The organism is Candidatus Tenderia electrophaga (assembly GCA_001447805.1).
Lineage (GTDB): Bacteria > Pseudomonadota > Gammaproteobacteria > Tenderiales > Tenderiaceae > Tenderia > Tenderia electrophaga.
This window is the reverse complement of sequence record CP013099.1, coordinates 37,340-49,309: the sequence shown is the minus strand read 5'-3', so window position 1 is coordinate 49,309 and position 11,970 is coordinate 37,340. Positions and strand designations below refer to the sequence as shown.

Sequence of the window (11,970 nt, the reverse complement as noted above, 5' to 3'; positions counted from 1 at the left end):
AATGTTGACGTATACCTGAGCGCAAAGCCCAGGCGTTACCACCCGCAGGATGCAGCACGCGATAAACCCTTATCCCATCTCAGATCATGGAGGAGATAGCAATGAAAACAATCACCTGTATGTTATCCGCGCTCGCACTCGGCTTGAGTCTGAGCGGTGGCGCCGTTGCCGACAATGATTCCCATAAATTCAAGGCCAAGCTTAGCGGCGGCCAGCAGGTGCGCACAGCCGACATTCTTGATTCTTCAGGCGCGGAAGTCACCATTCCCCTTGGTCCCCTGGTCACCGGCGCCTACGGCAAAGCCCATTTCAAACTCTCACCCGATGGCACCATGCTGCATTACGAGTTTGAGGCCACCGGCTTCGCGACTCCCCTGTTCATGGCTCATATCCACTTGGGCCCCAAGGGCGCCAACGGCCCGGTCATAATGTGGCTGTTCGGCGACCAGAGCAACGCCCCGTTCCCGCTGCCGCGCGATGACGGCCCGTTTACCGGCTCCATCAGCGGCGTGCTGACCGAGGCGGATTTGAACCCCCGTCCCGACCTGGGCATCAACACCTTTGCCGATGCAGTGGCCAACATCATGAACGGCAATGCCTATGTCAATCTGCACACCACCGCCAACCCCCCCGGCGAGATCCGCGGCCAGATCAAGATGCATAAAGACCACCCACCCTTCGGCAATAAGTTTCCCTTCGGGAAAAAGAATTCGCCCTTCGGCCCCGGGTTTCCGTTTGAGCGCTAAGTCTTCGGAATGACTCAACTTGGATAAAAAAGGGTGCCAGAAGGCACCCTTTTTTATTGTGATACTTTTGTGATTTTTCCCCAGTAATATGGCGAATATGAAAAACCCTATGCAGGTGAAATCATGAGCGGCATCTCGGGCACATGCGGCGCCAGTCTCGCCAGTCAATTATTCCAACATGGTATCGAACAACAGACGGCCCAGCGGCTAGAACAACAACGCGAGCTGCAACAGCAGCGCTTGCACAAGGCTCAGGAGAGTCAGCCTGGTGACCCGGCAGAACAGGGGCTGCAAGACCACGACCAAAACCGTTCCTCCCTCGCTGATCCGCTCAAAGGCAGCCTGCTCGACGCCTACGCCTGATCTTTATCAATTCCCCGCACTCAACTAGACTCAGGGAAAACGCTGGAGTCTAGGATGAAAGCCCTGGTAAAGAGCCGCAGTGAGCCCGGTATCTGGCTGCAAGACGTCAACATCCCCAAACCCGGCACCAACGAGGTGCTGATCCGCATCGAAAAGACCGGCATCTGCGGCACCGATCTGCACATCTACAACTGGGATGCCTGGGCCCAGCGCAACATCAAAACACCGCGCATTATCGGCCACGAGTTTGTCGGTCGTATCGTCGACATCGGCCCCGGTGTCAAAGGTTACGAACTCGGCGCGCGCGTCTCGGCGGAGGGCCACATCAACTGCGGCCTCTGCCGCAACTGCCGTGCCGGCAAGCGTCATCTCTGCCACAAAGCGGTGGGCATCGGCGGCGGTCGCGACGGCGCCTTTGCCGAATACCTGGTGATGCCGGCCGGCAACCTGTGGCCCATCCATGACGACATCAGCTCGGACATCGCCGCCATCCTCGATCCCTTCGGCAACGCCGTGCACTGTGCCCTCTCCTTCGATGTCGTCGGGGAGGATGTGCTCATCACCGGCGCCGGCCCCATTGGCATCATGGCCGCAGCGGCCTGCCGTTTTATCGGTGCGCGCCATATCGTCATCACCGATGTCAATGATGAACGTTTGCAACTGGCCGAAAACATGGGTGCATCCAAGGCTGTCAACGTAAGCGGAAACTCCATCGAAGCGGCCATGGAGGAATTAAAAATGTCGAACGGCTTCGATGTGGGCCTGGAGATGTCGGGCAACCCAAGGGCCTTCAACAGCATGATCCAAAACATGTATCACGGCGGTCATGTCGCCCTGCTCGGCTTTTTGCCGCCCGAGACCGAGATCAGCTGGGACCAGATCATATTCAAGGGGCTGCACATCAAAGGGGTCTACGGCCGCGAGATGTACGAGACCTGGTACAAGATGACGCAACTGCTACGCAGCGGTCTGGACATCACCCCCATCATCACCCACCGCTTCGCCGTCGATGATTATGAAGAAGCCTTTCGCGTAGTGCATGACGGTCATTGCGGCAAGGTTATCTTGGAATGGGAATAATGCAATGAACACGACTGAACAACGCATAAAAGACATATTAAACGACATCGAACAACAAGGCCTGTATAAACGCGAACGCGTTATCACCACACCCCAGGGCGTAACAATCGACACTCAGGCAGGCAAACAAGTGCTCAACTTCTGCGCCAATAATTATCTCGGCCTGGCCAACCACCCGGAGATGATTGCAAGCGCGACTGGGGCGCTGCACACACACGGATTCGGCATGGCATCGGTGAGATTCATATGCGGCACCCAGGATCTTCACAAGGAACTGGAAGCAACGATCGCCGCCTTTCTTGGCACCGATGACGCAATACTCTATTCGTCTTGTTTCGATGCCAACACCGGCCTGTTCGAAACATTATTGGATGATAAAGACGCAGTGATCTCCGATGCACTCAACCACGCCTCCATCATCGACGGCATCCGCCTGTGCAAGGCGACGCGCCTGCGTTACCGACACAGCAACATGGACGACCTGGAAGATAAACTGAAACAGGCGCGACAGCATCGCACTCGTTTAATCGCCACCGACGGTGTCTTCAGCATGGACGGTGACATCGCCCGACTGGATGAGATCGTGGCACTCGCGCAACATCACGATGCCCTGGTGATGGTGGATGACTCCCACGCCACCGGCATCGTCGGCCCCGGCGGCCGCGGCTCGGCCGAGCATCATGGTGTGCTGGACAAGATCGACATCTTCACCTCCACCCTGGGCAAGGCCCTGGGCGGCGGCTCGGGCGGTTTTACCGCCGCCAGTCAACCCATTATCGATTTACTGCGTCAACGCTCGCGTCCCTATCTGTTTTCCAATACCTTGATGCCGGCCCTGGCGGCGGCCGGCATCAAGGCCCTGGAACTGGTGACCCGTTCTTCTGAACTGCGCGATAAACTCGCGGAAAACACCGCCTATTTTCGCAATGCCATGTACAGCGCTGGTTTTGACATCAATGCAGGCGAACATCCTATCGTGCCGGTAATGCTGTTCGACGCCGCCATCGCTCAACACATGGCGGCGAAACTATTGGAGGAAGGGATTTATGTCATCGGCTTTTCCTATCCGGTGGTGCCCCAAGGCCAGGCGCGCATCCGCGTCCAGATCTCGGCGGCCCACGAACGTGAACACCTGGACCATGCCATTCGGGCCTTCGGGCGGATCGGACGAGAGATGCAGATTATCGAGTAACAGATCATCCGGCCTCGATACAGCCCCTGACCGCTGGTTTTGCAGGCACCAAGGTTTCGCCATTCCCAACACCCAAGTGATTACCGCTCGCGGCCATCAGCGGCGCCGGTTACACTTGTAGCACCCCAAAAAGAAGACCGGCGCCTAAACGTGTCACTGATTTTGACTGAAAACCCAGACCGCTCAGCGAATCACTGGTGGTATCCGCTTTTGACCACCGTAGTCCCCAGTGCCGTCGTCCCCGTCGCCGCCGCCGTACTCTTTAATCTGTATCTAGAATCAGATCGCTGGACCAATATCGCCCTGCATTCGTTGATGGAAGCAATGGGCTCCTTCGCGGCGATCCTGCTCGCCGTATTCATTATGATCATGCGCCGCAGCAATCTACTGCGACCGACTTACATTTGGGTGGCCACCACCTTGATGGGAATGGGCCTGCTTGACGGGTTTCATGCCGCCCTAGAACCGGGTGTCGCCTTTGTCTGGCTGCATAGCATAGCGACTTTAATCGGCGGCCTCACCTTCGCCCTGGTGGTACTGCCCGAGCGCGTCTCGCGGAACCCAATACTGCAGACCGCACCCTACGTAATGGCAACATTGAGCGTCGTATTGGGGATAAGCTCAATCGTATTCACCCAATGGATCCCGAACATGGCATCCAGCGGAACGTTTACGCTTACGGCCGAGCTGTTAAATATCGTCGGCGGCGCCGGATTCCTGATCGCGTGGTTCCATTTTGCATGGCGCGCACGTATTGACGACCGGGAGGAACGCCTGCTGCTTGCCAATCACTGCCTGCTGTTCGGCATGGCCGGGATACTGTTTCACTTTTCCATACTTTGGGATGCGACCTGGTGGCTGTGGCATGTATTGCGTCTCTTCGCCTATTTGGTGATTCTCTGGTTTTTTCTCAGCCTCTACAACCGCAACGCAAAACAACTGCATCTTTCCAAAAAGGTCATCGACAACACCAGCGAGGCGATTGTAGTGACCGACCCTCAGGGGAAAATCCTGGACATCAATGACGCCTATGCCCAGATCACCGGTTATGAACGTCATGAACTCATTGGCGGCAATCCCAACATCAGCAAATCCGGCATTCATGATGACAGGTTTTACCAAGACATGTGGCGGCAACTGCTCAGCACCGGCCATTGGTCCGGGGAGATATGGGACCGCCGCAAGCGCGGCGAAATCTTTCCCAAGCGCCTGACCATTAACGCTATCCGCGACGACAGGGGAAACACCACGCATTACGTCGGAATATTCAATGACATCTCGGAAAAAAAGTCGGACGAGGAAAAGTTAAAGAACCTGGCCTTTTACGATCCACTGACCGCCCTGCCCAATCGCGCCCTGTTTCGGGAACATTTGGAGGAAATCACCTCCACCGCTCAACGCAGCCGTAAGCAGGCCGCCTTAATGTTCATCGACCTGGATGGCTTTAAGGACGTCAACGACAGTCTGGGGCATGCCGCCGGCGATTCACTGTTGAAACAAGTGGCGCAGCGCCTCCATGCGCGGGCGCGAAAATCCGACATCGTGGCGCGTTTGGGCGGCGATGAATTCGGCGTTTTGGTCAGGGACCTGGAACACCCTGAGCAGATCGGTTCCCTGGCGGAGAAAATGTTGGAATTGATCCGTTCCCCAGTCACCGTCGGCGAGCAAGAGGTCCGCATCGCCGCCAGCATCGGCATCGCCGTCTATCCGGATGACGCGCAAACCGTCGACGACCTATACAAGAATGCCGACATCGCTATGTATCAGGCGAAGAATAGCGGCAGGAACAACTACACCTTTTTTCTGCCGGCGATGAACACCAAGGCTGTGGAACGCCTGTCTCTTATCCACGACCTCCATAACGCCGTGGAGGAAAACGCGTTTGAACTCTATTTCCAACCGAAAATCGGACTCAAGGACCAGCGTTTAATAGGCAGCGAGGCACTGATGCGCTGGCCCAAACCGGGCGGCAAGCCAATCCCCACAGAGCAGTTTATCCCCTGCGCCGAGGAGACCGGGCTAATTGTGCCCATGGGCGACTGGGTGCTGGCGGAGGCCTGCCGCCAAACCCGGCAATGGAACCAACGCTTCGGCACTCAACTGCGTGTGGCGGTCAATCTATCGATTCGGCAACTTTATAAAAAAAATGTCGTACTGGACTTACTACGCATCCTCGAAGAGCAGGCATTCCCGACCCGGCTGCTGGAACTGGAAATCACCGAGAGCCTGTTGATGGACGATACCTTGGTTACGATTCCGATCCTCAAGCAGCTGCGTGATCACGGCATCTCCATCGCCCTGGACGACTTCGGCACCGGCTATTCCTCGCTCAATTATCTGAAGCGCTTCCCCATCGACATCATCAAAATCGATCGCTCCTTCATTGGCGACCTCAGCACGGGTTCCGACGAGGCGGCCATTGTGCGGGCGATTATCTCGCTGGCCAGAACACTGAATATAAAAGTCGTCGCCGAAGGGGTCGAGACCGCCGCCCAGCTGGATTTTCTGCGCCAGCACCAATGTGACGAGGCCCAGGGCTACTTCGTCGGCCGCCCCTTGCCGGCGGCCGAGTATGAGGCGCTGATCGCGCGCCCATGAACGCGAACATCCGGACACAGCCATGCGCGCCTTCGGCAAGATCGGCCGCGACTTGGCTACCATCAAATAGCGCCGCCGCCCATCGCTACATGTCCGACGCCCGGCGCGCAATGCACGCAGGGACGTTTTTATATAAAGTACCTTCACCCTTGGGCGCGCCGCGGATACGGGCGAGTCCGGATATGAATGTTGACGCACTACTGGGACGACACTATGCCGGCCTTTGACAATGTGTTCTATGAAGTCGCCGCCTTGCTGGCCGTGGCCGCCGCTCTCGGCGCCGTCGCCATGCGCCTGCGCCAGCCCCTGATCGTCGCCTTCCTCGCCGCCGGCATCCTGGTAGGGCCGGCCGGCTTCGAGTGGGTGGCGGCCAGCGACCAGGTCGACCTGTTGGCCAAGATGGGCATTGCCCTGCTGCTGTTCGTGGTCGGCCTGAAGCTGGATCTGCATATCATCCGCACCCTCGGCCCGGTGGCCCTGGCCACCGGGTTGGGACAGGTATTGTTCACCTCCATGGTCGGCTATCTCATCGTCATCGCCCTGGGCAAGCCGCCGCTGACCGCGCTCTACGTGGCGGTGGCGCTGACCTTCTCCAGCACCATCATCATCGTCAAACTGCTCTCCGATAAAAAGGAAATCGACGCCCTGCACGGGCGCATCGCGGTGGGCTTTCTCATCGTCCAGGACATTGTCGTGGTATTGGTCATGATCGGCCTGACCGCGCTCGGGGCCGGCACCCTGGCCGAACCGGGCGGCAATCTCGGGCTCGCCATGCTCGCGGTGTTGCTGAAGGGCGCCCTGCTGCTGGGGCTGGTGACACTGGCGATGCGCTATGTGATCCCGCGCCTGACCTACCAGCTGGCGCGCTCGGTGGAATTGCTGGCGCTGTTCGCCATCGCCTGGGCGGTGTCCCTGGCCGCGCTCGGCGATGCCCTCGGCTTCAGCAAGGAGGTGGGCGCCTTTCTGGCCGGTGTTGCGCTGGCCTCCACCCCCTATCGCGAGGCCATCAGCGCGCGCCTGGTGGGGCTGCGGGACTTTCTGCTGCTGTTTTTCTTTATCGATCTGGGGGCCCGACTGGAAATGGACGCGCTGAGCGGCCAGCTGGGCGCGGCGTTGGTGCTGTCGCTGTTCGTACTGCTCGGCAATCCGCTCATCGTCATGGTCATCATGGGCCTCATGGGGTATCGCAAACGCACCGGCTTTCTGGCCGGCTTGACGGTAGCGCAGATCAGCGAATTCTCCCTGATCCTGGCCGCGCTGGGGCTGACTCTCGGCCACCTCGACCACGCCGCGGTGGGTCTGGTGACCTTGGTGGGCCTGATTACCATCAGCGGCTCCACGTACATGATCCTCTATTCCCATGCACTCTATGAGCGGCTGGCCCCCTGGTTGGGCATCTTCGAACGCCGCCGCCCCTACCGCGAAGATACCGATGACACGCCCGGCGCAGGCGCGGTGGACCTGGTCGTGCTGGGCCTGGGGCGTTACGGCCGCAGTCTCGCCTGGATACTGCAGCAACGCGGCTACCGGGTACTGGGCGTGGACTTCGATCCGGAGACGGTGACAACGCTCCAGCGCGAAGCTTATGCGGTGCACTATGGCGATGCCGAGGACCCGGCGTTGCTGGGCTCTCTACCGCTGCAAGGGGTGAAGTGGATAGTGAGCACGGCGCGCGAGCGCCAGGTGAATCTGGCTCTGTTACAGAACCTGCGTCAACACGGCTATCGGGGCCGGGTGGCGGTCACCGCCCACCATGCGGCGGATGCGGAGCGGCTGCGCCAGGCGGGCGCGCACTTGGTATTGTTACCGTTCGCCGATGCCGCCGGGGAGGCGGCGGATCTGCTGCAAGGCCATGAGCACCCGGCAACGCCCGGCAAGGAACCCGGACTATAAATCCACTGTCGCATTGAGAGGGTGGACGCAGTACCGACCACAAGGACAAGAGCAAAATAAGCGAAGGAGCCGTCCATGGCCACTGCATCACCGCTTAGCGCTCACGACACCGCTCGACTCTGGCACACCCTGTCGCCCGCTCAGACGCTCGAGTCACGCGCTGCCAGTGCTGCCGGCCTCAGCGCCGCCGAGGCACAGTTGCGCCTCGATCAACACGGCCCCAACCGCCTGCCGGAGGGCAAACGGCGCAGCGCCCTGGCACGCTTTTTCATCCATTTTCACAACCTGTTGATCTATGTCCTGCTGGCGGCCGCGCTCATCACCGCGCTGCTGGGCCATTGGGTGGACACGGCGGTGATCATGGGGGTGGTGCTGCTCAACGCCGTAATCGGTTTCATCCAGGAAGGCAAGGCCGAGGACGCCCTGCAGGCGATCCGCCTGATGCTCTCGCCCCAGGCCATGGTGTTGCGCGACGGACGGCGTCAGAGCCTGGCCGCCGATCAGCTGGTGCCGGGCGATATCGTCGTGCTGCAGGCGGGCGACAAGGTCCCCGCCGATCTGCGCCTGCTCCAAGTCAAAAACCTGCAGATTCAGGAGGCGGTGCTCACCGGCGAGTCCATGGCGGTGCCGAAGCAGGTGGCGGCGGTGGCGGCGGACGCGCTGCTGGGGGACCGGCGCAACATGGCCTATTCCGGCACATTGGTGAGCGCCGGCCACGGCCTGGGGGTAGTGGTGGCCACCGGCGTCGACACCGAGATCGGCCACATCAGCACCCTGGTCGCCCGGGTGGAGACATTGACCACGCCCCTGATCGCCCAGATGGACCGTTTCGCCCGCTGGCTGACCCTGGCAGTGTTGGCCTTGGCGGCGGCGGTGTTTGTCTTCGGCGTCACCCTGCGCGAGTTCGGCGCCGCCGAGATGTTCATGACTGTGGTGGGCCTGGCGGTGGCGGCCATCCCCGAGGGCCTGCCGGCCATCCTGACGGTGACTTTGGCCATCGGCGTGCAGCGCATGGCGCGGCGCCACGCCATCATCCGGCGCCTGCCGGCGGTGGAGACCCTGGGCTCGGTGAGCATCATCTGCAGCGACAAGACCGGCACCCTGACACGTAACGAGATGACCGTGCGCAGCCTGGCCCTGGCCGCCGAGACCCTCGAGGTCGGCGGCACCGGCTACGATCCTCACGGCGATTTCGCCCTGGCGGGCGTGAGTCTCGATCCGGACCGTCACCCGCTGCTGCAACAGACCCTGCGCGCCGCCTGCCTCTGCAACGATGCCGCGCTGGAGCACCGAGAGAGCGGCTGGTGCGTGCATGGCGACCCCATGGAAGGGGCGCTGCTGGTGGCCGGGGCCAAGGCCGGCCTGGACCTCACCGCAGAGGCGCAAAACCTGCCCCGTACCGACCTGATCCCCTTCGATTCCGAACACAAGTACATGGCCACCCTGCACCACAGCCACGCCGGCGAGGCCCTGATATTGCTCAAAGGCGCGCCCGAGCGCGTATTGCAGCTGTGCACACAACAGCACAATGGCGAGCAGTTGGAGCCGCTGAATGTGAATGACTGGCACGCCCGCATCGACACCCTGGCGCGGCAGGGGCAGCGGGTATTGGCGCTGGCCTACAAACAGGCGCCAACGACCCAACAGACCCTGGAATTCGCCGACGTGGCCGACGGCATGGTGCTGCTCGGCCTGTTCGGCCTGATCGATCCGCCCCGCGACGAGGCGATCGCGGCCGTGGCCCAATGTCAGGCGGCGGGCATGCAGGTGAAGATGATCACCGGCGATCATGCTGTCACCGCCGCCGCCATCGCGGCCCAGCTCAAGCTGACCCATACCGACTCGGTCATCACCGGCCACGACCTGGATCAAATGGACGACCAGACGTTGCGCCGCCGCGTCGCCGATGTCGACGTCTACGCCCGGGTCAGCCCCGAGCACAAGCTGCGCCTGGTCAAACTATTGCAGGAGCGCGGCGCCGTCGTCGCCATGACCGGCGATGGCGTCAATGACGCCCCGGCTTTGAAGCGCGCCGATGTGGGCATCGCCATGGGCCACAAGGGCACCGAGGCGGCCAAGGAGGCGGCCGAAATGGTGATCACCGACGACAACTTCGCCTCCATCGCCCGGGCCGTGCAGGAGGGACGCACGGTCTACACCAATCTGAAGAAATCCATCATCTTCCTGCTGCCGGTCAACGGCGGCGAGTCGCTCAGTATCATCGCCGCCGTACTGCTGGGCTTCACCTTGCCCATCACGCCGCTGCAGATCCTCTGGGTCAATATGGTCAGCTCGGTGGCCCTGGCCATGGCGCTGGCCTTTGAGCCGGCCGAGCCCGATGTCATGCGCCAGCCGCCGCGCCCGGCGCGCGAGCCGTTGTTGTCCGGCTTTTTGATCTGGCGCATCCTGCTGGTGTCGGTGCTGTTCGCCGCGGGCGTGTTCGGCATCTTCAGCTGGTCCCAACTGCACGGCTCGACCCTGGAGGAATCGCGTACCTATGCGGTGAATACCCTGGTGGCCATGGAGGTGTTTTATCTGTTCAGTGTGCGTTATCTGCGCGCGCCCTCGCTCACCCTCAGGGGCCTGCTCGGCACCCGCGCGGTCTTGATCGCCGTTGGCTTGGTGCTCGCGCTGCAATTGATCTTCACCTACGCCCCCTTCATGGAACGCCTGTTCGATACCCGGCCGGTGGATTTCGTCCACGGCCTGGAGATCATCATGCTGGGGGTGCTGCTGTTGTTCATACTGGAACTGGAAAAACTGGTCCGTCGGCGCCATACGGCGCGTCGCACCCCCGAACCGGAGAATTAGCCATGAAGCGCTTCAACAATATCCTATTCGTCAGCGAAGAACCGCTGGACCACAACCCGGCCGCCTTTGAACGCGCCGTCGCCCTGGCGGAACAACACCAGGCGCGCCTGAGCGTGGTGGACGTCGTCCCCGAATCGCCCGCGCGCCTGCAATCCATTGCCGACGAACTCTCTCCCGCCATGCTCATGGACGCCCTACGCGAGGAACGCCGCGACGCCCTGGCGCAATTGGTCGCCGCCCACGGGCGGGGATTGGCGATCGACATCCAGGTGCTCTCCGGGCCGCACTTTCTGGCCGTCATTCGCGCGGTGCTGCGCAACGGCCACGACCTTGTGATCAAAGCGGCCCATGACGACACTACCTTCAAGGAGCGCATCTTCGGCAGTCAGGACACCCACCTGCTGCGCAAATGCCCCTGCCCGGTGTGGCTGCTGCGCCCGCCCCCCCAAGCGGGCTTCCACAAGATCATGGCGGCCGTGGACCCGGGACAAAATCTGGATCAAGACACCTCGGAGCACCTCAACCGGCAGATCCTGGAGCTGGCCACCACACTCGCCATCGCCGAGCTCGCCGAGCTGCACATCGTCCATGTCTGGGATGCCTTTGGCGAACAACTGCTGCGCCACGGCCGTGGCCAGGTGGCGCCCGAATCGGTGAACGCCTATGTCGAGCGCGAGCACCGCCATCACAGCCGTTGGCTGGACGGATTGATAGACCAGACCGTCGCCAAGATCGCCAAGCAGGCAGGGGATTACCTGCGCCCTCAGATCCACCTGAGCAAGGGCTGGGCCCGCGATGTCATTCCGGCGCTGAGCAAGGAGTTGGATATCGACCTGATGGTGATGGGCACGGTGGCGCGCACCGGCATCCCGGGCTTCATCATCGGCAATACCGCCGAGATCATCCTCAACCGCATCGATTGTTCGGTGCTGGCGGTGAAACCCGAGGGGTTTGTTTCACCGGTCACGCCGGAACAGTAAAATCAAGCCGCGCCGGGGCTCAATCACGACACTCGAGGGATGCGCCTGTCAGCGCAGCAACAATAGCGGCACCGTGGTATCACGAATGACGTTGGCGGTGGTACTGCCCACCAAAAAACGGCGGATGCGGGAATGGCCGTAGGCGCCCATCACCAGCAGGTCGATCTCATGCTGCCGGCGATAGTCGTGCAATACCTTTTCCACCTCACCTTCGAGCATCGAAACGGCGGTCTCGAAGCCGGCGGCCGGCATCAAGGCCCTGGAACTGGTCACCCGTTCCGCCGAACTGCGCGACAGGCTCCGGCAA

The 11,970-nt window shown here is 61.1% G+C and carries 9 protein-coding genes; 8 read left to right on the top strand and 1 reads right to left on the bottom strand.

Features of this window, described 5'->3' with window-relative positions; translation table 11 throughout:
* The first annotated feature begins 101 nt into the window (after positions 1 to 101).
* From Tel_00225 to Tel_00190, 8 genes are all read left to right on the top strand, one after another.
* A complete protein-coding gene (locus tag Tel_00225) occupies positions 102 to 746 on the top strand; it encodes a hypothetical protein (GenBank protein ID ALP51690.1) in 645 nt (214 codons plus the stop codon).
* A gap of 123 nt (positions 747 to 869) precedes the next feature.
* Positions 870 to 1,109, top strand: a complete 240-nt coding sequence (locus Tel_00220; protein ALP51689.1) for a hypothetical protein — start codon at positions 870 to 872, stop codon at positions 1,107 to 1,109.
* Positions 1,110 to 1,163: 54 nt separating this feature from the next.
* A complete protein-coding gene (tdh, locus tag Tel_00215) occupies positions 1,164 to 2,189 on the top strand; it encodes an L-threonine 3-dehydrogenase (protein ALP51688.1) in 1,026 nt (341 codons plus the stop codon).
* Positions 2,190 to 2,193: 4 nt separating this feature from the next.
* Positions 2,194 to 3,381, top strand: a complete 1,188-nt coding sequence (locus Tel_00210; GenBank protein ALP51687.1) for a 2-amino-3-ketobutyrate CoA ligase — start codon at positions 2,194 to 2,196, stop codon at positions 3,379 to 3,381.
* 324 nt (positions 3,382 to 3,705) lie between these two features.
* On the top strand, positions 3,706 to 5,979 hold the full coding sequence (locus Tel_00205; protein ID ALP51686.1) for a hypothetical protein: 2,274 nt from the start codon (positions 3,706 to 3,708) through the stop codon (positions 5,977 to 5,979).
* A gap of 186 nt (positions 5,980 to 6,165) precedes the next feature.
* On the top strand, positions 6,166 to 7,872 hold the full coding sequence (locus Tel_00200) for a sodium:proton exchanger (GenBank protein ID ALP51685.1): 1,707 nt from the start codon (positions 6,166 to 6,168) through the stop codon (positions 7,870 to 7,872).
* 75 nt (positions 7,873 to 7,947) lie between these two features.
* On the top strand, positions 7,948 to 10,683 hold the full coding sequence (locus Tel_00195; protein ID ALP51684.1) for a carbonate dehydratase: 2,736 nt from the start codon (positions 7,948 to 7,950) through the stop codon (positions 10,681 to 10,683).
* A 2-nt stretch (positions 10,684 to 10,685) separates the two neighbouring features.
* The gene (locus Tel_00190) at positions 10,686 to 11,663 is read left to right on the top strand and encodes a hypothetical protein (GenBank protein ID ALP51683.1); all 978 of its coding nucleotides are present in this window, start codon (positions 10,686 to 10,688) and stop codon (positions 11,661 to 11,663) included.
* A 48-nt stretch (positions 11,664 to 11,711) separates the two neighbouring features.
* On the opposite strand, the gene Tel_00185 is transcribed toward Tel_00190, so the two are convergent.
* Positions 11,712 to 11,915, bottom strand: coding sequence for a hypothetical protein (locus tag Tel_00185; protein ID ALP51682.1), 204 nt, complete (start codon positions 11,913 to 11,915; stop codon positions 11,712 to 11,714).
* Positions 11,916 to 11,970 lie beyond the last annotated feature (55 nt).

Coding starts and splice junctions, on each gene's coding strand:
- Tel_00225 (ALP51690.1), top strand. CDS start 102: ATGAAAACAATCACCTGTATGTTATCCGCGCTCGCACTCGGCTTGAGT.
- Tel_00220 (ALP51689.1), top strand. CDS start 870: ATGAGCGGCATCTCGGGCACATGCGGCGCCAGTCTCGCCAGTCAATTA.
- tdh (ALP51688.1), top strand. CDS start 1,164: ATGAAAGCCCTGGTAAAGAGCCGCAGTGAGCCCGGTATCTGGCTGCAA.
- Tel_00210 (ALP51687.1), top strand. CDS start 2,194: ATGAACACGACTGAACAACGCATAAAAGACATATTAAACGACATCGAA.
- Tel_00205 (ALP51686.1), top strand. CDS start 3,706: ATGGGCTCCTTCGCGGCGATCCTGCTCGCCGTATTCATTATGATCATG.
- Tel_00200 (ALP51685.1), top strand. CDS start 6,166: ATGTTGACGCACTACTGGGACGACACTATGCCGGCCTTTGACAATGTG.
- Tel_00195 (ALP51684.1), top strand. CDS start 7,948: ATGGCCACTGCATCACCGCTTAGCGCTCACGACACCGCTCGACTCTGG.
- Tel_00190 (ALP51683.1), top strand. CDS start 10,686: ATGAAGCGCTTCAACAATATCCTATTCGTCAGCGAAGAACCGCTGGAC.
- Tel_00185 (ALP51682.1), bottom strand. CDS start 11,915: ATGCCGGCCGCCGGCTTCGAGACCGCCGTTTCGATGCTCGAAGGTGAG.